Origin of the sequence: Steroidobacter sp. (assembly GCF_036402275.1) — a bacterium.
Taxonomy (GTDB): Bacteria; Pseudomonadota; Gammaproteobacteria; order Steroidobacterales; family Steroidobacteraceae; genus Steroidobacter.
On record NZ_DASWTF010000036.1, the window covers coordinates 315,931 to 337,666 of the forward strand.

General features: G+C 61.3%; 19 protein-coding genes. 9 read left to right on the forward strand and 10 right to left on the reverse strand.

Annotated features, from left to right (window positions below; genetic code table 11):
* Positions 1–81 precede the first annotated feature (81 nt).
* A complete protein-coding gene (locus VGD45_RS21070; RefSeq protein WP_331157321.1) occupies positions 82–459 on the forward strand; it encodes a type II toxin-antitoxin system RelB/DinJ family antitoxin in 378 nt (125 codons plus the stop codon).
* Complete coding sequence (locus tag VGD45_RS21075; protein ID WP_331157322.1) at positions 456–1,022, forward strand: hypothetical protein; 567 nt, start codon at positions 456–458, stop codon at positions 1,020–1,022. Before VGD45_RS21070 ends, VGD45_RS21075 begins: the two co-directional genes overlap by 4 nt.
* 196 nt (positions 1,023–1,218) lie before the next feature.
* On the opposite strand, the gene VGD45_RS21080 is transcribed toward VGD45_RS21075, so the two are convergent.
* Complete coding sequence (locus tag VGD45_RS21080) at positions 1,219–1,593, reverse strand: ATP-dependent Clp protease adaptor ClpS (RefSeq protein WP_331157323.1); 375 nt, start codon at positions 1,591–1,593, stop codon at positions 1,219–1,221.
* A 5-nt stretch (positions 1,594–1,598) separates the two neighbouring features.
* Positions 1,599–2,372 carry a methyltransferase domain-containing protein gene (locus VGD45_RS21085; RefSeq protein ID WP_331157324.1) on the reverse strand — a complete coding sequence of 258 codons (774 nt, stop codon included), beginning with the start codon at positions 2,370–2,372 and terminating at the stop codon, positions 1,599–1,601.
* A gap of 83 nt (positions 2,373–2,455) precedes the next feature.
* On the opposite strand from VGD45_RS21085, the gene VGD45_RS21090 reads away from it, so the two are divergent.
* Positions 2,456–2,659: a hypothetical protein gene (locus VGD45_RS21090; RefSeq protein WP_331157325.1), complete on the forward strand. Its 204-nt coding sequence runs from the start codon at positions 2,456–2,458 to the stop codon at positions 2,657–2,659.
* A 101-nt stretch (positions 2,660–2,760) separates the two neighbouring features.
* Here the strand turns inward: VGD45_RS21090 and VGD45_RS21095 are convergent, their stop codons facing one another.
* Together VGD45_RS21095 and VGD45_RS21100 are read right to left on the reverse strand one after the other, a co-directional pair.
* Positions 2,761–4,215 (reverse strand): lipopolysaccharide biosynthesis protein, encoded by a 1,455-nt coding sequence (locus VGD45_RS21095; protein ID WP_331157809.1) that lies wholly within the window; start codon positions 4,213–4,215, stop codon positions 2,761–2,763.
* Positions 4,216–4,271: 56 nt separating this feature from the next.
* Entirely contained in the window at positions 4,272–5,561 is a 1,290-nt protein-coding gene (locus tag VGD45_RS21100) for a glycosyltransferase family 4 protein (RefSeq protein WP_331157810.1), read from the reverse strand.
* A gap of 31 nt (positions 5,562–5,592) precedes the next feature.
* Between VGD45_RS21100 and VGD45_RS21105 the strand changes: the two genes are divergently transcribed.
* Both VGD45_RS21105 and VGD45_RS21110 read left to right on the forward strand, forming a co-directional pair.
* Entirely contained in the window at positions 5,593–6,714 is a 1,122-nt protein-coding gene (locus VGD45_RS21105; protein ID WP_331157326.1) for a radical SAM protein, read from the forward strand.
* A complete protein-coding gene (locus VGD45_RS21110; RefSeq protein ID WP_331157327.1) occupies positions 6,711–7,736 on the forward strand; it encodes an FkbM family methyltransferase in 1,026 nt (341 codons plus the stop codon). The genes VGD45_RS21105 and VGD45_RS21110 overlap by 4 nt, the downstream gene beginning before the upstream one ends.
* Positions 7,737–7,752: 16 nt before the next feature.
* Here VGD45_RS21110 and VGD45_RS21115 read toward each other — a convergent pair whose 3' ends face one another.
* The 4 genes from VGD45_RS21115 to VGD45_RS21130 all read right to left on the reverse strand — a co-directional run bounded on the left by VGD45_RS21115 (position 7,753) and on the right by VGD45_RS21130 (position 13,098).
* Positions 7,753–8,286 carry a hypothetical protein gene (locus VGD45_RS21115; protein ID WP_331157328.1) on the reverse strand — a complete coding sequence of 178 codons (534 nt, stop codon included), beginning with the start codon at positions 8,284–8,286 and terminating at the stop codon, positions 7,753–7,755.
* A gap of 18 nt (positions 8,287–8,304) precedes the next feature.
* A complete protein-coding gene (locus VGD45_RS21120; RefSeq protein ID WP_331157329.1) occupies positions 8,305–9,207 on the reverse strand; it encodes a hypothetical protein in 903 nt (300 codons plus the stop codon).
* 109 nt (positions 9,208–9,316) lie between these two features.
* On the reverse strand, positions 9,317–11,938 hold the full coding sequence (locus tag VGD45_RS21125) for a response regulator (protein ID WP_331157330.1): 2,622 nt from the start codon (positions 11,936–11,938) through the stop codon (positions 9,317–9,319).
* A gap of 137 nt (positions 11,939–12,075) precedes the next feature.
* Positions 12,076–13,098 (reverse strand): alpha/beta hydrolase, encoded by a 1,023-nt coding sequence (locus VGD45_RS21130; protein WP_331157331.1) that lies wholly within the window; start codon positions 13,096–13,098, stop codon positions 12,076–12,078.
* Between the two features lie 371 nt (positions 13,099–13,469).
* Between VGD45_RS21130 and VGD45_RS21135 the strand changes: the two genes are divergently transcribed.
* From VGD45_RS21135 to VGD45_RS21145, 3 genes are all read left to right on the forward strand, one after another.
* On the forward strand, positions 13,470–13,973 hold the full coding sequence (locus VGD45_RS21135; RefSeq protein WP_331157332.1) for a response regulator: 504 nt from the start codon (positions 13,470–13,472) through the stop codon (positions 13,971–13,973).
* A 270-nt stretch (positions 13,974–14,243) separates the two neighbouring features.
* Positions 14,244–15,917 (forward strand): OFA family MFS transporter, encoded by a 1,674-nt coding sequence (locus VGD45_RS21140; RefSeq protein WP_331157333.1) that lies wholly within the window; start codon positions 14,244–14,246, stop codon positions 15,915–15,917.
* Positions 15,918–16,051: 134 nt separating this feature from the next.
* Entirely contained in the window at positions 16,052–17,404 is a 1,353-nt protein-coding gene (locus VGD45_RS21145; protein ID WP_331157334.1) for a hypothetical protein, read from the forward strand.
* Positions 17,405–17,431: 27 nt separating this feature from the next.
* Here the strand turns inward: VGD45_RS21145 and VGD45_RS21150 are convergent, their stop codons facing one another.
* Together VGD45_RS21150 and VGD45_RS21155 are read right to left on the reverse strand one after the other, a co-directional pair.
* The gene (locus VGD45_RS21150; RefSeq protein ID WP_331157335.1) at positions 17,432–20,512 is read right to left on the reverse strand and encodes a TonB-dependent receptor domain-containing protein; all 3,081 of its coding nucleotides are present in this window, start codon (positions 20,510–20,512) and stop codon (positions 17,432–17,434) included.
* Positions 20,513–20,721: 209 nt separating this feature from the next.
* Positions 20,722–20,988 carry a DksA/TraR family C4-type zinc finger protein gene (locus VGD45_RS21155; RefSeq protein ID WP_331157336.1) on the reverse strand — a complete coding sequence of 89 codons (267 nt, stop codon included), beginning with the start codon at positions 20,986–20,988 and terminating at the stop codon, positions 20,722–20,724.
* A gap of 384 nt (positions 20,989–21,372) precedes the next feature.
* On the opposite strand from VGD45_RS21155, the gene VGD45_RS21160 reads away from it, so the two are divergent.
* The gene (locus VGD45_RS21160; protein ID WP_331157337.1) at positions 21,373–21,711 is read left to right on the forward strand and encodes a hypothetical protein; all 339 of its coding nucleotides are present in this window, start codon (positions 21,373–21,375) and stop codon (positions 21,709–21,711) included.
* The last annotated feature ends 25 nt before the right edge of the window (positions 21,712–21,736 follow it).

Consider the following 21,736-nt stretch of genomic DNA (forward strand, 5'->3'; position numbering starts at 1 on the left):
TTCCATCAAGCAACTAACGATAAACAGGTGATATCGTTAATAGATATACATCATTGAAATTACGAATTTTTCTCCGATTTCATGAGCATTGAACATCAATATTTATGTGGCTACAATGTGGTCATGAAAGAGTCATTAGTCAGAGCGCGTATCGACGGGGAGTTGAAGGATCGGGCCATTGCCGTTCTCAAGGAGAATGGTCTCGAGATGAGCGATGCCATTCGTCTGTTTTTAACTCATGTCGTCCGCAAGGGCGGCCTACCTTTCTCAGTTCGCATCCAACAACGAGCTGCTGGCCGACGCAGGGAATCGCGCCTGGCAAATGAGTTGGACCTTGACTTATTAGATGAGCAGCGTGCGTTGTCGCCGGCTGAGAGACTGGATATGTTTCTGAGGCATAGCCGTCAAATGGCTCAGTTGCAGGATGCGGGCGAAGCGCTGCGGTCGCGCCGAGCATGAGAGCTACGACGCGCGGCGAATCTGCGCTGCTCCTCATCGATGTGTTGGACGTACTGCGAGCAAAGTCCGTAACGTACGCGATCATCGGAGCGATGGCTGGCGCCGTGCACGGCGTTGTCCGAGCCAGCTTGGATGCCGACGCGATCGTGTCGTTGGCCGCCTTGGAGGCGCCTGCACTCAGCAAAGACCTCACAGACGCAGGCTTCAATGTGGAACTCAAGAAGGGAGCCTTCGATGATCCCATCGCAGCTGTTCTCGTCATCAAGGACAGATACAAAAATCGTGTGGACTTACTGTTTGGATTAAAAGGGTTCGATCGTGAGGCTTTCGATCGGGTGCTGCAGGTTGAGATGAGCGGGCAGTTACTCCAGGTAATCAGCAAAGAAGACTTCATCGCCATGAAGCTGTATGCGGGCGGGCCCGTCGATTTAAGGGATGCGCAGCAGGCGTACTACGTAAATAAAGAGGCTCTCGATATCGCCCTACTTCGGAATGTCACGCGAAAATTCGGTCGGGCCTCGTTAAAGGCGCTGGAGTCGATCATCGCTGGGTTCGATGCCTAGACGCGTAGGCGATGCTGCTTCCTACAACCGCACTACTGCAGGCGTACTGTCGGGAGACAGATTGGTTGTGTTCTCGGGCGTCAAGCCGCCCGCAGGATCGAAACCTTCACACCTTCCGCGCGAGCGAATCGTGGCGTTGCTGAAGACTGTACTTGATCGACTGCCCAAGTGAGCGCCGCGCCAATCGAGGACAGAATCACGATTCCCGATCGACGCTGACTGCTTTGCACGACAGGGGATGACCTCGATCATGCGCGTGCCACGTGATAGCACTCGCGACTCGTTCAGCCTCCTCGCGCGTTTTCAATGCCAGGAGCGCACCGCCTTTTGTATGGATCTGCAGCATCGTGCGCGTGGCTGCTTTCGTATCGAATCCCAACTCCTTCTCCAGTACCCAAACAACGAACACCATCGGCGTCTTGTCATCATTCAGAATCTCGATGCCGTGGCTGAAGCCCTCAGGAACAAACCCGCCCATGGCCAGCAACGATGTCCCTGGCGGCAACAGTAGCGCCGGCTCAGGCTTGAACCAGTTCCGAACGCGATCGAGCAACTGACTAATGGCGCTCATGATCATTACACGCGCTTCTTGGCCACGATCAGTTCTGTTTCGACCCGCTCCCTGAAGACGCCGGGTGGATTGATTCTTCGCAGGGTCTCTGACAGCTCGCGCTCGAACTCTAGAGCGCGATTTCCGAACGCCGACCTCGGCGATGTTGATGAGGAGTACACGTATCCGACGATGGAATCGAGGTCACGGTCGAACGCCATGCCAAACTCGGTCGTGGTGAACTCCGAGAAAGATGCCGAGCGTAGCAAGGACGGCTCGTGCGCAAGCTCGGGACTCTTGCTCGGGTGCCGCTCGTTCGGAGCGACGTAGCGAGCGATCACGCCATAGACAAGCGACTCCCAACTTTCCTGCGGCCGACGACGGCCCGGATTGATCAAGACCAAGCCGCCGCCGGGTTTGATCAGCTTCGCCACTTGGCTCAGCACCCGATCGCGCTCCATCCAATGAAAGGACTGCCCCATCGTCACCACGTCGAAGTCGCCCACCTCCTCCGTCGCATCCTCTGCTCTCATGCATCGCCACTGGATGTTGCCGGAGTCAGCGAGCTTGCGACCTTCCTCGATCATCTCCACGCACGGGTCGACCGCAACCACCGAGCCCACGACCCGAGCGAGAGGAATCGTCACCGTACCCGGCCCGCAGCCCAGATCCAGCACACGGCTGCTGTGGTTCAATCCAAAGGTGGTTTGGATGCTTGCAAAGGCTTCCGGTGCGTATGGGGCGCGAAACCTGTAATACGGCGCGCATTCGGCGAAGGCGAGTTTGGATGGATCGGCCATTCCTTCGATCATATCCCGACGCCAGAGTGGTGGCTAAACTAACGCGGCCGCCCTCTCTTGAAACTCACGGACACCCGAAACAAATGAGAGAGCAGATCCAGATTCCGCAGGATATTTGCGCCGAGGCGCTTCAGGTCGCTGTTTATGACGGCCTTCCTGAGGTGATTCGTATCTTGAATTTCTTCCAGGACGGCGCGGCCGGGTTGAACAGTCGAGAGACGGCACATTTTGGATTTTGCGCGCCTTCTGCGACAACGAGCTCAATTGCACTATCCCAACTGGGATGACACAGAGTCGCCACATGATCGCGAGCACGAAGACAACTTCCATGAGGTGAAGTGCTTGCCATCGATTCTCCCCGAGTGCACGTAATCCATCAATCCGACCGTCACAACAGCGACGGCGCCGAGCGCACGTGCTGGAGCAACACCGACGCTTCCGGAACCCGTAGCAACAAGAGCATCGTGGCGAACGCAGCGACGTAAGCTGCAGCTCCAAGCAGCACGCCGGGAAAACCCAACAGTTCGGTCCAGAAATCGCCGTACAGCACCGCGGCGGCGAGCCCGGCGGCGACGACGACTTTGCCAAGATCCTTCCAAGGCGCCAACTGGCTCAGCGGCACTTCGTAAGCGCGCATCGTCTGCCAGCCGAGATAAACGCCCTCAATGAGCCGCGAGACGACGAATGCGATCACGGCACCAGTCAATCCCCACAGCGGCAACAGCAGCGACACCAGCACCACGTTGATGACGATGGCCAGCACGTTGCTACGAAGGATCGGCGTGGTGCGATTGATCGCTCGCAGGGGCACGCCGAAATCCAGGCTCTCGCGCGCGAACACCAGCAGATATATCTGCAGGATGCCGACCGCGGGCCGATACTCCTCGGAGAACAGCGTGATCACCAGAATCTCCGCGAAGCGAGCCAGCATGACTGCCGCCGCGATGAGCAAGATCGCGATCACGACCGTGGTACGTCGAAACAGCAGCAGCATGTCCTCGTGCGTTTCGCGGTTACGCGCGACCATCTCGGGCAAAAGCACATCGGAGACCGAATTGCGGAGCACGGTGATCACCGGCTGCAGATACGTGCCGATCGCATAATGCGCGAGGGCAACCGGCCCCATCGTCTTTGCGACGAACAGATTGCCGATGGAGCGGTTGAGCGAGGCGATCACCATCGAGCCGCCGAACGGCAGGCAGTACCATAGCTGCTCGCGCAGCACGCCAGTCGTGTCGGCAGTGACGGGCTGCACGCGCCGACGCCAGCTGATGAACGAAATCGTGAGTCGCGTGGCTTCCAGGCAGACCAGGGACCAGACGATCACCCTCACCTGCCCGCTGAGCGCCGCGGCGGTGATCACCGTCAGCAGGCGCGCCACCAGCCGCCCGGTCGTATAGCCGAGCACGGCGAAACTGCGTTTCTCCGCCAGCCACAGAAACTCCCAGAAATCCAGGTTCACGAACAGCAGCACGTAGATGGCCGCTGGCAGTGCGAACTCGCCCATGGCCCTGCCGTCGAGTGCGGTGTCGACCAGCAGCGCCACCCCGGTAACCAGCACGCTGCTCGCGAAGGTCAGCGCGACAGTATGGTGAACGTAACGCCACTTCAGCTCCGGTCGACTGGGAATGAAGCGCAGCAGGCTGTTACTGATGCCGAGCGCGGCGAAGCTCAGCAGTACGGTCGTATACAGCAGGAACTCGCGGTATCTGCCGAAATCCTGCACCGAGAGCAGGCGAACCAGCACGATCGGGCTGATCAGTATCAGCCCCTGATTGAGCAGCCGGGTGATGGAGATGACCGCTGCGCGGCCGCCTAGTCCGCGAATGACGCTACTCCGCAGATGATGCCGCCAATAAACAAATTACAACGCACGCCGGCGCTGCGATGTAGAAGTTACTACACCACTCCCCTCGAGCATCGCTCGTGGCGCACTGCCACCGCCTGCTCCACCAACCGCTCCCAGGCTTCAACAACTTGCTCACGGGAGAAGCGCGTCATGCCAGAGGCTGTCTGCTGCGCCAGGCGGCGTCGTTCGTGCGGATTCTCCATCCAACGAGCCATCGCGTCCGCCAGAGCCGCTGGATCCTCGGGCGGCACCAGCAGCCCATCGACGCCATCCCGCACCAGCTCGCGGATGCCGCCGGCAACGGCGCGCTCGCCGAACTTTCGCGGGCGGCTTGGACAATCGGTGGCGATGACCGGCTGACCGCATACGAGCGCTTCGGCGACGGCCATCGGAAAGCCTTCGTAGCGTGAGGCAAGCACGAAGAACTGCGCACGACACAACAGTGCGAACGGCGACGCAAGCGCCCCTGTAAAAATCACCTGTTGTTTCTCCATCAACTCGCGTGCGAGATGATGTAACTGCTCCCGCAACTCGCCGTCGCCGATGATCACAAGCTGCCATTGTGGAAACCGTGCCGCGATCCGTGCAAACGCCGTGAGCAGCACGTCGTGGCCCTTTGCATGCGACAGCCGGCCAATGCTAACGATCCACGGACGATTTAGATCCAGCCCGGACGGCAGCTCCAGCTGCGACCGCAACTGCGCTGCTATTGGCACAGGATTATGGATCACCTCCCTGTGTTCTGCCGGTAGCCAGGCGAAGCTGCGATCGATCGCCCTGCTCACACTCACGACTTTGAACGCGTGCGGATAGCAATGCCGACGCATCCGATACCACAACCATTTCTTCCAGAGGCGCGGCCTCGCCGCTGCGGGTCGCACCGGCACATCCCCATGCTCGGTGACGATGACCGGGACCGGAGAGCCTCCCATCGCCAGCAACGTCGGCACGTTGATCTGGGGCGCGTGCGATATCACGACGTCTGGCTCGCTCGTTTCGATCGCTGATCGCAGTGCTCGCAGTCTGGTGCGTGTCATCGGCAACAGCTGCAGAAATGGAGTCGGCGCGCCGGCGCGAATATTCAGCGATATACGTGCAACGTTTGGCGGCAGCGCGAAGAAATCCGTGCCCGCAGCTGCATAGGTGATGACGGTCACATGGTGACCTCGCGCCAGCAAGTCACCGGAAAGCGACACAAGCGCACGCTCGATGCCGCCGCAGCGCAGGCCCGCGGCTACGAAAGTTACTCGCCGCGGTTGAGCTGCGCCTGCTCCGATTCCCCGCAGGACGCCCACTCCCGCGGGTCCGCATGCATCTTGCATCCGATCCTCATACGCCATGGCAGTGCCGAACGATGGGAGGGAGGACGTTATGAGCACGCATTCGATCTTACGGGAGTTGCTCGAACCGGTATACCGGGACAAGCCATCCCTCAAGGAGCAGTTGCGCGCGGCCCAGGCGCAGCTCAATCGCCTGCGCAGCAGCGCCTGGGAGCGTTTTCCGCAGCTGATCCATCCGCATCCGGAGCATATTTATCTGGTGCTCACCGCGAACTGTAACCTGCGCTGTAAGGGCTGCCGCTATGGACGCGATTTCATGCCCGGACAGCAGCTGGCGCTGCCGCTGGTGCGCGATCTGCTCGATGACGTCAAGGAATTGAACTTCGAGGTCGTGCGCCTCTACGGTGGCGAGCCGCTGCTGCACAAACAGATTGTCGACATCGTCGAATACTGCACGCAACTGCGTTTGCGCGCGTATCTGACCACCAATGGCCTGCTGCTGAAGAAGAAGATGGACGATTTGTATGCTGCCGGGCTGCGTGTCGTGCAGGTGGGCCTGTACGGCATCGGCGAAGATTACAACCAATACGTGCAACGTAAGGATCGGTTCGACCAGCTCGAAGAGAACATCGACTACGTGCGCGAGCGCTATGGCGACAAGGTGAGACTCACGCTGAACTGGTTGCTGATGAAACCCACCTGCAGCATCGATACCGTACGCGAGACGTGGAACTTCGCCGCCCGATACAACGCACCCATCTGCATCAATCTCATTCACCACTCGCTGCCCTACTTCACCGAAGGACAGGATCGCGAGCTCGCGTTCTCGGAAGCCGACAGGCCGGCGCTCAACGCCGTCATCGAGGAATTCATGCGACTTCAGAGCCGCGAGCCGCACCTGCTGCAGTCATCGCCTGCCGTTATTCGCTCGATTCCCGATTGGCTGATCAAAGGACCGAAAATGCGCGTGCCCTGCGACCGGCATCGCCTGATCTGGGTCGGCGCGGACGGCACGGTGCAGATGTGCTATGTGACGTTCAAGCTCGGCAATCTGCACGAGAAGCGGTTGAAGGACCTGCTGTTCACTCAGGCGCATATCGACGCGGCACGCGACGCGTTCAAGCTCAACTGCCCGAACTGTCATTGTGCATACGGGAACCGAGTGAGCGGCCACGGACCAACGCGACGAAAGTACATGACGGCAGAGTCATGAGCGTAGCGCGACGGCTTTCGGCAGCTCTTCATGAGCGCAGCGCCTTACAGTTGCTAGCGACGTTCGCGCAACGTGGCGCCCGAACCAGCTCACTCGCGCTGCAGAGACATCTGTTACGTCGGCGCTTCATCGAGAAGCGCATCCACGACTATCGGCTGCTGCTCGATGCCGACGATCCTGGCATCGGCAGACAGCTCCTGAGCCGCGCAGGCCGCGAGCCCGAGCAGAAATTCATCGTCGAAAGCACGCTTCGCCCTGGCATGGTCGCATTCGATCTCGGTGCGAACGTCGGCTACTACACGGTCATGATGGCGAAGCTCGTCGGCGCGAGCGGGCGTGTCCACGCCGTCGAGCCGTTTCCCCAGAGCTTTCGCTTGCTCGCGGAGAACGTGCGGCGTAATGGCCTCGGCAACGTTTCGATCGAGAACATCGCAATCGGCCTCGAGGACGGCAAGGCACAGTTGCAGATCGCCAGGAAATCGAACTGGCACAGCCTGCATGTACCGCGGCCCGACCCGAGCATTTCCTGGCAAGCGAAATACGCACGCACCATCGTCGGCTCGATACCGGTTCGGACGTGTTCGCTGCGAAGCTATCTTGCCAATCGAGAACCGATGGATCTGTTACGCATGGATCTGGAGGGGTACGAGGTCGAGATTCTCACGAGCCTGATCGATCTGCCCCGGGCGCACATACGCAGGATGAAGATCCTGTTCGAGACGCATCCAGAGTTCTACGATTCCGCTAACGGCATGCGCGGCACGCTCGAAGAACTCTGCCGTGTGCATGGATACAGATTCGAGCAGCTGATCTCCGACTTTCAACACGGCTCGCCCCGCGACGCCGACGTCGAACCAGGACGCGAAGTGTTCGCGCGCCGTGGCTACACGTCTGCACACATCGTCCGGAACTTCGCCAACCGAGCGATCTATACAAACGTGCGCACGGAAGATGCGATCGAGCTCGTGTGTACGAGCGAATGCGTCCATGCGGCGTTGATGACGCCAGATGACAGAGCCTAGCGCTTGCAGGCCGGGCTCACTTGTTTCGCCACTCTTCCCGAATGCCACGGACCAACGAAGTCAGATTTTCTCTGGCACTGCCCTCGCGCGCTCGCACGGTTCTGGTAGCGCCGGCAAACGCCGTGGAGCTGAACTCGGAATCGTAGGATGCCGACCAGACGAGATTGCCGGCGCTATCGGTGAACCTGTAGGTCACTACCATCGTTGCGGTGTACTGCAAGCCTCGGCTGACTTTCTGGTCCTGCGATCGGATCGTCGCGTGGAGCGCCAGGTCCCCACGATCGCTGCTCACTTCCCTGAACAAGCCGGATTGCTGAAGCGCGAGGATCAATGCCTCTTTGTATTGGTCGTCCTCGATCATCTGCGGGCCGCCGAATTGCGATTTTCGACCGCCACTGACATCCATGACTCGAACACTGGCGTCGATTTTCGACGATGACATTGCCGTGGGTTGCGGGGCCATTCGCGCCGGCTTGAGCGAGGCGCAGCCGCAGATCGCGAGCGGGATCGCCAACAGGATCGACAAACGTTTCTTCGCATGGGTCTGCATGTCGGCGGTTTCCTTTATTTATTCATTCGAGGACACGGCGGATGGCCCGGCAAGGGGCTTGAACATGACGTCGCGAAACAGCAGCTCCAGGATCGGACGATTGGCAATGACCTCGGGATGCACCGGGTCGCCGCCAGTTCGCACTGCGTTGGACCAGGTCAGCTCGCCGGACTGCAGATCGACCAGGGCGCCTTCCATCACCACGCCGTCCGTTTGATAGCCTGGCATGAAAATGAGGGCGTACCCAGTTCCCAAGCCCGCCGTTGCAACACCCGTGAACACGCCCACTGTCGTGCTGAAGACCTTTTGAGCTACACGCTTGGCGGCCGAACGACTGGTGCCCAAGGCGCCCAGGAAGAGAACACTCGACACACGAGCTCTCTCCTGGATGACGCCCGCAGCGGCGCGGAACTCGCTCATGTCGATGGAGGCCGCCGGTTCCGCTTCATCCGCGTCCTTCTTGTCCACCGCGGCACGCTCGAAAGCATACGTGCTGATCACGCCGAGCGCCCGGACATACTGAGGATCTTCAGTGTGGCTTCCAGAAATACGGAGCGGCTGTGGGGCCTGACGCTTCTCGGCGTCGACATTGTCAGCAACGCTGATGAGCGAACCATCCGCGTTGAGGCGAGCGGCGCATACAGCGGTAACTTGCGAGCGCACATGAAGGTCGCTGGGCGCAAGATATTTGTGGAGCGCTTCGAGCGCCGCCTGGCCGCCCGACGCCGACTCGTCGATCAGGAAATAGTCGTCATTGCCAACCTGGTCGCGTTGCACGCAGACGTCGACCAGCAGTAGCACGCCGCCTTGTCGGCTCAACACCGGATCGCTGGATACCTGTTGACTCTTCGGTGGGGTCGCGGTGCATCCGCATGACAGTCCAACCACCGCGATTGCAGCGAGAAACGCGAACCGATGCATCTGGAATTCTCCAGTCGTTCTTGCGAGGCATCGGGAGTTTGCCCATTTCCAAACATCAGAGGCGGTGGAATCCGCGTAGCGCCCGAGTCATCGCCCTGAGCAGCTCACCTCACGCTCCCCGGGCGCGAAGATACGCAATCGCGTGCTGCATTTCATGGCGTAACGCCTCCGTCAATCTTGCAAGCGACCCGCTGTCGCCGGCGCGAGCGGCGCTTTCCAGACGCTCGGCCGCGAGATGGACGGCGGCTGCCTGCATATTGGCGCTGGCGCCCCGCAGGGTGTGTGCGCTGCGTTGAACAGCGGCGATGTCATTGTCGGCCAGCGCCTGGAGAATGGCATCGAGGGTGCTGGCGCCATGGCTCATGAATGTGTCGACGAGCTCCCGCTCGAATTCCCGGTCGCCGTCGGCCAGAACTGCGAGGGCCACCAGGTCGATGGGCGCTTCTCCATCGAACGCGCGGGATGCCTCAGCTTGATCGCGTCGTGCCGCTGCCTTGTCGGCAAGGAGCCGATCGAGGCAGGCATCGAGTCGCTCGCGATTGATCGGCTTGGGAATGTAATCGTCCATACCCGCCGCCCGGCATTCCTCGTCTGCTCCCTTCATTGCGTCAGCAGTCAGCGCGACGATGGGAATGTGCTGCCCGCCGCCTTCGCGACGGCGGATCTCACGAGTCGTCTCGTAGCCGTCGAGTATCGGCATCTGGCAGTCCATGAGGATGAGATCGAACCGGCCAGTCTCCCAGGCGGCGAGCGCTTCTTTGCCGTTGTTCACCGCCTCGGCGCGATAGCCCAGCTTCTCCAGCATTCGGCGCGCCACTTTCTGATTCACGGCATTGTCATCGGCGATGAGCACACATCGTTTCTCCCGCCCGCGCCGGGCCCGCAAATCATGTCGAGTGACGATCGTCTGGGTCTGCGTATGCCATTCCTCCGCGTCCGCGGCCAGCACGATGAGCAGGCAATCGACCAGGTCGCGTTGTGACACCGGCTTGAGGAGATATCCGGCGAACCCCAATTCGGCAAACTGATGCCCGTCGCCCCGCTGCCCGGAGGATGTGAGCAGCACCAGCCGCGTGGATTTCAGTCGTTCGTCGGCGATGATGATGCGACCGAGCTCGGCGCCATCGCAATCCGGCATCTGATGATCGAGAAACGCCACTGCGAAGGGACGGCCTGCTTCGCAGGCATCGCTCATCAAAGTCAGCGCCTCGCTCGCAGATCTCGCGCCCACGGGCTCCATCCCACATAGCTTCAGCTGGCCCGTCAAAATCTTGCGGTTGGTGGCGTTGTCGTCCACGAGCAGCACACGCTGGCCCTTCAGGTTTGCTGGCATTACTCGCAGCGGCGCGGCGGCGTTCGACGCTTTACCGAAGCAGGCAGTGAACCAGAAGATGGAGCCGACCCCTTCAGTGCTCTCGACTCCGGCGTCGCCTTGCATGAGCTCGGCGAAGCGCCGGACAATCGTCAGCCCGAGACCGGTGCCTCCAAACCTGCGTGTCGTCGAGGCATCGAGCTGAGAAAACGGTTGGAACAATGCGTCCAGACGATCGGCGGGAATACCGATGCCGGTATCGCGAACTTCACATCGCACCCGGATCCCCTCAGCGTCCATGCTTAGGGGCTTCACGTCGATCGATACTTCCCCCTGCTGAGTAAACTTGACGGCGTTTCCGCACAGATTCAGCAGCATCTGCCGGACCCGCCCGGGGTCGCCCTTCACCAGTTCGGGGATCGATGAATCGACATGCGCGGTGATCTCCAGTCCCTTCGCGTGCGCTTGAATGGCGAGCAGGCGCGCCACGTCCTGCACCGTATCCCGCAAATCCATGTCGATCTGTTCGAGCGCGATCTTGCCCGCCTCGATTTTGGAGAAATCCAGAATGTCATTGATGACGGTCAACAACGCCGCGGCGCTGTCTCGGATCGTTTCAGCGCAGTCCCGCTGCGCCGGCGTCATCGATGTTTCGAGCAGCAGCTCGCTCATGCCGATCACACCGTTCATCGGCGTGCGGATCTCATGACTCATATTGGCGAGGAACTCGCTCTTGGCGCGATTCGCCTGCTCCGCGGCTCGTTGGTTTTCGATCAGCGCGGTCCGCCATCGATTCATCGCCCGCAGAGCGATGAGCCAGCAGATGAAGATCATCGGCAAGGCCACCGCACAAATGCTCACGACGACACGGACCCTGCGAGTGTCGCGCTCGACCGCCCAGAGCACCGAGCGCTCGAGCGCGGTGTCGAACTCATCCATCCCGGCCGCGTAAATCTCCTTCTGCCGCAGATATCTTTTGTTGGAAAGGATGGTCCGTGCCTGAACCAAGAGCTGCTCGCGGACGTACTCGAATACTCGATTCTCCATCTGCACGAGCGCAATGTTGGCTGCGTCGGTGCGCGCGATGACTTCAGCGGCGCCGGTATCCCGCGCCAGAGACACGGCCTCCTCGATCGCCGCCGTCAATACCGGCTCGAACTTTCGGTAGCGCAGCTCCCACTCGGGATCTCCGGTGAACGCCGCCATGTGCGCCGACATGGTCAACACCTCACCGAGATGGACGATCTGTCCACGCAGTTCTTCGATGCGCAGGTGGTGGCGGCGCAATTCATCCACCTGTCTCATGGAAGAGAGCGCATTCCAGGCGAGACAGAGCAGCGCCAGCGCCGTGAGACCCAGGGCCAGTTTCAGCGCGCGAGTGGGACCGGATGACACGACCCCTTGCCGTTCAGCCTTCATGGTGCATCGCTTTGTTGTGCTGTTCGATCGGAAGAGCGTGGTCGCCGTTCTATGCAGATCTGTAGTAATCCTCCATACGGAAATACTGCGGCTGGCCGCCAGTGCGGTCTATCCGATCAAAGCGCAGCGCGTCTGCCCTATTTTTTAGATGCACTGCGCATGAGAAAGTCGCCGTCCCATACCGAGCGTAAGCCCCACGCGAGCAGCGGCGGTATAACACTGGCGTGACTCTCCCCCGCGAAGGCGCGGAAGTGCAGCTTCAGTGATGGATAGCCGCGCGTTTTCAGGATCTCGGGAAATCGTGCCGTGCTACTGAAGATGCCGAGGGTATTTCCGTCGAGCACTTCTTTATCGCCCGCGCCGAAGAACACCGTCGCCGGAAGATCCGTATGCTGCTGGGCGTAGCGCTCTTCGATCCGGAACACCTCGTAATCGCCTGCGGCGAGGGCAGCACTGCCACAGACGTATCGGTTGAATGCCTGAGGCTGCGTCAGCAGCGCATAGGTGCAAAACAGCCCCCCACCCGAATGCCCGAACAAAGCGTGGTCGTTCGCCATACGGTAATCGTGGCTGAGCTTCTGGCGTACATCGTCTGTAACAAACGGCAGGAAACGCGGAGCCCCGCCGAATCGATCGATGGGCGTTTTCCCCTCTGCCTTGCGCTTTTTCTCTCCGGCCTTTTCACGCTCGGCATGCGCAGCGCTGCCAAAGCCCTTGTAACCCGCCGTCTCCGTGGGGCTGAAGTCGAAGTTTCGTCGCATCTGAGTTTCTTCCAGCGCCTCGGCGGGCGCGCCAATGCCGACGACAATCATCTCGGGCATGTGCTGGCGTGCGCAGCTGGTGACCAGTGCGGTCGCCAGCTGAAACAACAGGCTGCCGTCAGTGACCCAAAGCACCGGAAAGCGCTGGTCGGTTTTCCCATAGGAAGGCGGTAAAGCGATCTGGATCTCGTGCTCCCAGGGATAGTCTTTCGCCCGCATCCGTCGACTCGGCTCGATGGTCGCGCCGGCGGCCTTCACCTGATCCATATCGGCGGTGACGAGTCTGCCCGGCGTGGGCACGAGGAACTTGCCGGGGCCGACCGGAACCTGGTTGTTGAGCCAGGCCTCGCAGTCGGGCAATGCATTGGCTGCACTGAGCGGCGAACAGGCGAGGACCATCGCGGCCCATGCAATCGCAATCGCGTGATTCATTGGGATTCTCCAGCGGCAAGATGTTTGTCAATTTCGACTTCCTGCCCCAGAACACGAGCATGCGATAGAAGTTACACCGATCGTTGGGGCGCGCCCGCCTTGCGTGAAAGCTGTTTTGCAGCCGACACCTCATGAGCATTGTCATCACAACTTCAAACGATCCCTGTTTAATCGCGACCAGCCGCGCGAGGAACCTTTTTTCGCGATCGCTCGTGTCTCTACTGGATGGGTGGAATTCGTCGTCGATCCGCGACGACAAAGACTGATTCGAAGCAGGAACTTCGTCGCGAGCGAGGCGATTCCTGGAGCACGACTTCATCACGACTTTGGGAAGAACGATGCACTCTCGACCTGACATCCTGGTCGTCAACGACCGCCCGCTGGACACGCAGATGACCTTGGTCGCGCTGGAGCAGGTCGCGCCACGAGCGCGCGTGTTATCGCTCGAGTCCGGTCGCGAAGCGTTGGAATATTTGTTTGTGACAGGTGAGTTTTTTGGACGCCCGCCGGGGCAACCCGACCTCGTGTTGTTGTCACTCGAGCTGAAAGGCGTGAGCGGGCTGTGCGTGCTCGACCTGATGCGGGCGCATCCCTCGACACGAGAAATCCCGGTGGTGCTGCTGGGACTCGAAGCCGACATCCGCAAGTACCGGCGCCACGATGGATTCGACGCCGACGCCTATCTCACTCAACCTTGCGATTTCCGGCGCTACTGCGCGGTCCTGAGAGGCTGCGTCAGGCATTGGGCGGGATGGGCGCTACCTTCCGAACGGCGCTCCTCCATCACCAGCGGCCGCTGGCCGCGACTCCCCGCCTCTTCCTTTTTACAAGCAGGCGGCTGAGCGCGCCGCGCGTCGGCTTCAGCGGCGGCCTGCCGTTCATCCGCCTGGAGAGCGATGCGCGGTGGGGCTGGGATTTTTCGCTGCGGCTTCGGCGCCAAGCCGCCGGCCAACGGCGGGCTGTTCGAGCACAACGGACGACCCCGAGCGCGATCGCAGCTCGGCGCCGGCACTTGCCGATCCGCACTCACAGCGACAACATGTACCCTCCTTGCCCGCGCCGGACAGCGGACGTTCAGACATCGCGCAGGAATAAGCAGTACGGGGGAATGCATGGCCACGACCGTCGGCACCGACACTCTGGCTGGCTCATCGAGCCCCGCCCTTCATCTGCTCGACAAGCAACGGACCATCGCGAGGCCGGGCTTCAATCGCTGGCTGGTGCCGCCCGCGGCGCTGGCGATTCATTTATCGATTGGCATGGCCTACGGCTTCAGCGTGTTCTGGTTGCCGCTGGCGCGCGCCGTGGGCATCGAGCAGCCAGCGACCTGCGACAACGTGGGCTTCATCGAGCTCATCACCTCCACCCGCTGCGACTGGCCGGTCTCCATGCTCGGTTGGACTTACACACTCTTCTTCGTCCTGCTCGGTTCGTCCGCGGCGTTATTCGGACATTGGCTGGAACGAGCCGGGCCACGCCGGGCCGGCGTCGTCGCGGCACTGTGCTGGAGCGGCGGTCTATTCGTGGCCGCACTCGGCGTCTATTCCCATCAGATCTGGCTGATCTGGCTGGGCTCGGGCGTGATCGGCGGCATCGGCCTGGGCTTGGGCTACATCTCCCCGGTCTCCACGCTCATCAAATGGTTTCCGGATCGCCGCGGCATGGCGACTGGCCTGGCGATCATGGGCTTCGGCGGTGGCGCCATGATCGGCGCGCCGCTCGCGGATCGCCTGATGAATTTGTTTGCTGGCCCCACGACCGTGGGCGTGTGGCAGACCTTCGTCGTCATGGGGATCATTTATTTCACCGCCATGATGCTCGGCGCCTTCGGCTATCGCCTGCCACCGCCAGGCTGGCAGCCGGCCGGTTACGTTCCGGTCGCCAACAACAAAAGCTTGATGACTTCGCGCCACGTGCATGTCAACGAAGCTATCAAGACGCCGCAGTTCTGGCTGCTGTGGGGTGTGTTGTGTCTGAACGTGAGCGCCGGCATTGGCGTGATCGGCATGGCCTCCCCCATGCTTCAGGAAGTCTTCGGCGGCAAACTCATCGGCGTTTCAGCGCGGCTCGGGGAACTGGCCGCGGGCGAGCGCGCTCAAGTGGCCACGATCGCGGCGGCCTTCGCGGGTCTGTTGTCGCTGTTCAACATCGCAGGCCGCATTCTGTGGGCATCGTTTTCCGATGTGATCGGTCGCAAGATCACCTACCTGATTTTTTTCCTGCTCGGCATCGCGCTGTACATCAGCGCGCCTCTGGCCGGCGAGGCGGGCCGCGTCGCGGTGTTCGTCACGCTCTTCTGCGTCATCCTCACGATGTATGGCGGCGGCTTCGCCACCATCCCCGCCTATCTCGCCGATCTGTTCGGCACGCAACATGTGGGAGCGATCCATGGGCGACTGCTCACGGCGTGGTCGGTCGCAGGCATCGTCGGGCCAGTGGTCGTGAACTACATCCGCGAGTTCCAACTGGCGCGCGGCGTGCCGCCGGACCAGGCATACAACATCACCATGTATGTGCTCGCCGCCATGCTGCTGGGCGGATTGATCTGCAATCTGCTGGTGCGACCGGTCAAGGAACATCACTACATGACCGATGAGCAACTCGCGGCCGAGCGAGCCAAGGCGCACGATCAAACGGTGGCGCAGCAATCCCCGGCGATTTCCAACGACACGGCCGTCGCAACGAGCAATCCCGCCCTGCTCGTCGCTGCCTGGACGGCCGTAGCGATCCCTCTCGCGTGGGGCGTGTGGATCACCTTGAGCAAATCGCTCGTGCTGTTTCAGTAACAAACGCTCGCGCGTGTAGGCCTTACAAGGCGCATTATGCCGTTGCAGTTACGCGGCACATCGTAGTATGTATGCTCGCGCCGAGGAGTGTGGGAGCAAACGTCAGGTTCCGTCCACTGGTCTGGAGGGTCTACATGGCAGCGTCCGCCCGTCGTTTGCTATTGCTCGAGCTCAACGAGCTGTGCCCGAGCCTCATCGACAGATTCATGGCCGAGGGCGCGCTTCCCAACTTCAAACGTTTGCGACAGCGCTCTCGCGCCTTCATCACTCACACCGATGAATCGGTGCTCGAGCCGTGGATCCAATGGGTCACGGTGCACACCGGCGTGCCGCTCGATCAGCACGGCATTCTCGATCTGGACGAAGCCGGCAAGCTGCGGCACGAAGCTTTCTGGGATCGACTGTCGTCGGATAACGTGTTGCTGATGTGTCCGATGAACGTGCGCTTCAATCGCACCGACGGCTCCATTTTCATGCCGGACCCGTGGGCTGCCTCACAAACGCCGTCGCGTGACATCGAGCCGTTCTATCGATTTGTACGCAGCGCCGTAAACACGCACGCGCGCTCATCGGGCTTCGAGAAGAAAGTCGCGCTGGACGCTCTGCGTTATCTGACGAGCCACGGCATGACCGCCAGCACGTTCTTCATGCTGGCGCGGCAATTGCTGTCCGAACGACTCGGCAGTCACGATGTGAAATGGCGCCGCGCCACTGTGTTGGACAAGCTCTGTTGGGATGTTTTTGCGCATTTCTGGCGGAGCCAACGTCGGCCGCGCATTGGCGTGTTCTTTTCCAACTCGACAGCTCACTACCAGCACAAGTACTGGAGGCATCACGACCCCGACGCGTTTTCGTTGAAGCCGGACGCAAACGAGCTGCGCAGCTACGGCGATGCGATTCGCTACGGCTATCGAGGGCTGGATGAGCTGATCGGTAATGCGCTCGCGATGGCCGGCTCCGATACAGCCATTGTTCTATGCACGGCGCTGAGTCAGCAGCCCATGCGCGACTACGAGGCGCGCGGCGGTAAAGCCATGTACCTGCCGAAGGACTTCAAGCGGCTGCTGGACGCGCTGGGCGCACCGCCCAATGCGCGTGTCGAGCAGATCATGGCCGAGGAAGCCCGCCTCCACTACAGCAACCCGGCGGACGCGGAGCTGGCGCACGCCGTCCTGAAAGACGTGACGACCAGCGAAGGTCACCGCCTGTTCAAGCTGCGCAGCTTCGACGGTGAGGCATTTATCGTCGGGTGCGGCGTGTTCTCGGGCGAAGTCAGGCCGCACACCCGATTCACGTCGGTGAACGGCCTGTCGGAGAGCTTCCACGAGCATTTCGTGCGGATGCCGACGACGACCAGCGCCAAGCATCATCCTGACGGCGTGTTGTGGGTCGCCCTGCCCTCAGGCGTGCCAAATGCGGAAGTCGAGCACATCCCGCTCACACAGGTACGCACGCAGTTCGACGAGATACTCGCCCTCCACGGCTGATCGCGAGAAAACCCGTCTCTCGTTTGTTTAGAACTTCGCGTTGATACCCATGTAGTACTGACGTCCGAGAATGTCGCCGTACTGCGTGCTCGGGAACGAGGGCATTTCGTCGGTCAGGTTCTCAACGCCGGCGCGCAGCGTCAGCGCTTCGGTGAGATCGTACTGCGCCGAGACGTTGTGACGATAGTTGTCGTCCAGCACCGGATACAGCGTCGTCTCGACGGTGGACGTGTTGGTGCTTCTCACCGATGGCAGATAATTCAGCGAGTAAGCCAACCGCACCGGCCCCACCGTATAACGAACATCGAAGCGCGAGCGCCAGTCGGGCTGCGCCGCGGTGCCATCGGTGCGCGTCAGATCGACGCCCGTGACCGAGGTTTCGAGCAGGCTGACGTGCGTGGCTTCGATCGCGAGCGACAGGTCTCCCGGTCCGACCGGCAAGACATAGCTCAAGTTGTATGTTTCGCCCCGGAAGCGGATGGAGCCCGCGTTGAAGGTGATCGCCGAGCTTGCGATCACATGGCCCTGCTCGTTACGAGTCGAGATCGCGCAGATGTCCGCCGGCTGCGGCGAGGAATCGAAACAGGTGGCCAGGAAGTCCAGCGGCTGGAAGAACGACAGGCCGTTCTCCAGCTCGATCTCGACGCGGTCGACGATGAGCGTCAGCCCCTCGACGAAGCGCGGCTGGAAAATGAAGCCGTAGCTCCAGGTGTCGGAGATTTCGTTCTCCAGATCCGGATTGCCCCCGGAGGTGATCAACGCGCCCGCGAAGTTCTCGTTCGGATCCTGGAACGTCGCGAGCGACCCGTAGCCCGGATTGGCCGCGAACAAGGCCTGGCAGTTGGCCAGTCGCACGGCCGGGTTGGTGCCGTCGTTGATACGGTCGGCGTCGCAAGGGTCGCGGGAGATGGCGCCTAACTGCACCTGCGCCGGTGCAAACAACTGAGTGAGATTCGGCGCGCGGAAGTTGCGGCTGCGTGATCCACGCAGTGTGATGTCCGGAACGATGGTCCAACGCAGGCCCGTGCTCCACACGTTCTCGGAACCAGCGAGCGAATGATCGACTGTGCGGAAGGCGCCGGTGAGCTCGACCGCTTCAGCGCCAGGAAAAGTGAAGTCCGCGCCGACGATCGGAATCAGCAGCTCCGCCGAGAATTCGTTCGTGTCGTATTCACCGCGCTGGGCCGGCGTCGGCACCCCCAAACGCCCGAGACCTGCCTGCTCGGCCGGCAGCGGATCGAACTCCGCTTCTTCCTCGCGATGCTCGAAGCCGACGCTGAAGCGCACGACGCCCCCTGGAATGGTGAACGCATCGCCGCCCAAGGTGGCCAGGTAATCGCGCTGAGTGTTCTGATAATCCTGACCGAAGCGCGTGCTCACATAGTTACGAGCCGCATCGCTGACCGTGCCGACGCCGAACGGATTGATGGGCGAGCAGGACGCATCGTTGTTGTTGGGATCTGCATCGACGTTGATGGCGCACGCCGGAGCGCCGCCGGCGTCCAGCACCGAGTTGATCGCGTTGTTATAGCGCGCCTGCCACACGCCCCAGGTGCGGATGCTGCCATCCACTTCGGCGTGACTCGCGGACACTTCCCAATACATCTCGCGATCGGCGAATGTGAAATCGCCCTGCAGGGCGACCAATGCACGCACCGTGTCGACTTCGCGCTCGCCCACCGGCGACGGGGTCAAGTCGGCCCAGCTCTTCGACAACGTGACCGGAATCGGCGCGCCCGCGGCCCAGGCAAAGCCCGAGTTCGGGCCGAACAGCGCCGGATTCGAATTCAGATAGTTGACGATGGAAGCGCGCGCTTCCGGCGTCAGGAACGCATTCGACGCCCGGATGGGAATGGCGCCCGATCCTGTATCGGCGCTATTCAAAATCGTGTTGGAGGGAATCTCTGCGCGCGGATCCTCGCCTTCGACGGTCGCATACATCAGCTCGGTCGACAGCTTCACGGTGTCGGTCAGATCGTAATGCCCGATGATATTCGCAGCCGTGCGCTCGACCCCGCTGTAGAGCGCCGTCAGATCCTTGTACTCGAAGCCGTCGCCGCCGCTCGAGAATGGGATGGAAGGTCCGGCGCTCGGAAAGCTGCCCGGGTTGTAACCGACGAGCGCAGTGCCGTCGGCGTTGAACTGCGCCGGGATGCCGCCGGAGGCATACGAACGGCCGTCGGTCGTGATGAAACAACGATTGGGGAAGCACGTCGGATTGGGCGGCGCGAACAGCACGCCCGCCTCGTTGAATTCCCAGAAATGCGCATCGGACACCGGCAGCACCGACGGCCGCCCGTCGTTCGGTCCGGTGTTCGCGGGATTCGACGATGAAACGAGAATGCGCGTTCCTTTCTGTCGATCCGTAGGCAACAACGGATCGGTACGCGACCACTCGACATTGACCGCCACGTTGCCACGATCCGCGAAGTTCGTGCCCCACGTGACACGAGCGCTCGGCGTCTCGTAATCGCCGCGCGTGGACTGACCGTACTGCGCGTCGAATTCCAAGCCTTCGAAGTCGTCGCGGAAGATGTAGTTGACGACGCCGCCCATCGCATCGGAGCCATACACGGCGGCGCCGCCACCCTGCACGATCTCCACGCTCTTGAGCAGGCCGATCGGAATCATGTTCGTGTCGACGACGCTGTCGTTGGTGCTGCTGCCGAAGCCGCTGCTGAAGCTGCCCGCCGATGTGACGTAGCGACGTCCGTTGACCAAGGTCAGCGTGCGGCCCGCGCCGAGACCGAACAGCGCGGGATACTGCTCACCACCGCCACTGCTGTCGCCATTGAGCGGCGAGAGCGGCCGCGAAGGCACGTTGGCGGTCGTTTCGTTGAGCGCCTGACCGACCTGGGTGAAGCCGCGATCCGCCAGCGCCTGCTGATCGACCACGGTGATCGGCGCTGCAGTGGCCGTGTCGGAACGACGAATGCGAGAGCCCGTGACGACGATTTCCTGCAGTTGCATGGACTCGCCGCCTTCGCCGGCAGCGGTCTCTTGAGCGTTCGCCGCGCCAAATACCAGCAGCGTCGAAGTGGTGACTGCCGCGACTTTGCGGCTCGCTCGTGCGGATCGAAACAAGCCTCTGCCAATCGAGTGGGCCATCGTCATTCTCCTGCGCCAGATCAGGTTTGTTTTCCGTTTGATCAACGGGGGTCGAGCCCTGAATGTGACAAAAAGTTTGCCACTCGATGCGTGCAAGTTCGTTTCCTTTTCGCGGACCGCACCGGCTTGTCATGAATCGTTAATGCACGATCGAACCTCGCACGCGTGCGCGCGAGGTCAATGTGAAATATGAAACCGACGGAAACCGGTCAGCGCAGCTGACTGTCCTTGCTGCCGCGGCGGTTGTAGCCGCTGAAGGCGGCGCTCTCTTTGTCTTCGGCTTCCTGGCACGGGATGCATAGGCGAACGCCCGGTAGCGCCCTGCGGCGGGCCTCCGGAATCTCGGCTCCACAATGGGCGCAGTGAGTGAGCCCGGGGCCGTTGGCCAACTGGCTCTTGGCGCGCTCCACGGCGTCTTTCACCGTCGCGTCGATCTGGTCCTGCACGGCGCCGTCACCGGCCCAACCCGTCGCCATGGTCACCTCGCATGCGTTAAAACACTGAAACAATTGGGGCGGAGTGTAAATCGCTCAAGCCCGCCGCGAGTTCATGGCAGAGACACGCGACACCGCATCGGCGCGGAGCGGACTGCGCATCGTGCTGACCTCTCGGGGCGCACTACCTAAGCAAAGCGACCACAATTACCGGCAATATCAATCGCATCGCCAAAAAACCGTCACGGGCCCGTTGCCTTTCGAAGTCGCAGGAGTATATTCCGGGCCTAGTCGCTTGAGCGGATGGAAGAAATGCCGCCGCGGCGACTTAAAGTAACTTCTCAGCTATCGCTCGCCGTTGTTGTTGCTCGAACGATCGAAGTGATCCTTGGCGCTCAGCGGCTAACCCATCCGGGAGTCAGTTGAATGAGCAGCGCCTGGGAGAATTTTTTCGCCGCCACGCTGGTGCTCGCCTCCGCCGGGCCGATCAAGCATCGTCTTGCCGAGGCTTTCCGAGAGCACCTGGCGGATCTTGAAGAAGACGAGCTGCCGCGGGAGATCCGCGACGAATTCACGTCCTTGTCCTCCACCCTGTCCTGTGTCCGCCCGATGCGGGGCGAGACCGCCGTTCAGGCGACGGTCCGCAAAATGTCCGATTCGGAAGCCGGCGGCTGCGCGGTTCGCATCGTCGGCATGCTCGGAGTGCTGGCGCGTCTGCAGGCGGCACAACGCGCACCGAAACTGCGCGCGGTGGGCGAAGATTAGCGGGACAGCAGGCCGCGGCCTTGGG

Bases quoted from the DNA above. Each gene is read 5' to 3' on its own strand.
- VGD45_RS21070 (WP_331157321.1), top strand. From the start codon at position 82: ATGAGCATTGAACATCAATATTTATGTGGCTACAATGTGGTCATGAAA.
- VGD45_RS21075 (WP_331157322.1), top strand. From the start codon at position 456: ATGAGAGCTACGACGCGCGGCGAATCTGCGCTGCTCCTCATCGATGTG.
- VGD45_RS21080 (WP_331157323.1), bottom strand. From the start codon at position 1,593: ATGAGCGCCATTAGTCAGTTGCTCGATCGCGTTCGGAACTGGTTCAAG.
- VGD45_RS21085 (WP_331157324.1), bottom strand. From the start codon at position 2,372: ATGGCCGATCCATCCAAACTCGCCTTCGCCGAATGCGCGCCGTATTAC.
- VGD45_RS21090 (WP_331157325.1), top strand. From the start codon at position 2,456: ATGAGAGAGCAGATCCAGATTCCGCAGGATATTTGCGCCGAGGCGCTT.
- VGD45_RS21100 (WP_331157810.1), bottom strand. From the start codon at position 5,561: ATGGCGTATGAGGATCGGATGCAAGATGCATGCGGACCCGCGGGAGTG.
- VGD45_RS21105 (WP_331157326.1), top strand. From the start codon at position 5,593: ATGAGCACGCATTCGATCTTACGGGAGTTGCTCGAACCGGTATACCGG.
- VGD45_RS21110 (WP_331157327.1), top strand. From the start codon at position 6,711: ATGAGCGTAGCGCGACGGCTTTCGGCAGCTCTTCATGAGCGCAGCGCC.
- VGD45_RS21115 (WP_331157328.1), bottom strand. From the start codon at position 8,286: ATGCAGACCCATGCGAAGAAACGTTTGTCGATCCTGTTGGCGATCCCG.
- VGD45_RS21120 (WP_331157329.1), bottom strand. From the start codon at position 9,207: ATGCATCGGTTCGCGTTTCTCGCTGCAATCGCGGTGGTTGGACTGTCA.
- VGD45_RS21125 (WP_331157330.1), bottom strand. From the start codon at position 11,938: ATGAAGGCTGAACGGCAAGGGGTCGTGTCATCCGGTCCCACTCGCGCG.
- VGD45_RS21130 (WP_331157331.1), bottom strand. From the start codon at position 13,098: ATGGTCCTCGCCTGTTCGCCGCTCAGTGCAGCCAATGCATTGCCCGAC.
- VGD45_RS21135 (WP_331157332.1), top strand. From the start codon at position 13,470: ATGCACTCTCGACCTGACATCCTGGTCGTCAACGACCGCCCGCTGGAC.
- VGD45_RS21140 (WP_331157333.1), top strand. From the start codon at position 14,244: ATGGCCACGACCGTCGGCACCGACACTCTGGCTGGCTCATCGAGCCCC.
- VGD45_RS21145 (WP_331157334.1), top strand. From the start codon at position 16,052: ATGGCAGCGTCCGCCCGTCGTTTGCTATTGCTCGAGCTCAACGAGCTG.
- VGD45_RS21150 (WP_331157335.1), bottom strand. From the start codon at position 20,512: ATGGCCCACTCGATTGGCAGAGGCTTGTTTCGATCCGCACGAGCGAGC.
- VGD45_RS21155 (WP_331157336.1), bottom strand. From the start codon at position 20,988: ATGGCGACGGGTTGGGCCGGTGACGGCGCCGTGCAGGACCAGATCGAC.
- VGD45_RS21160 (WP_331157337.1), top strand. From the start codon at position 21,373: ATGAGCAGCGCCTGGGAGAATTTTTTCGCCGCCACGCTGGTGCTCGCC.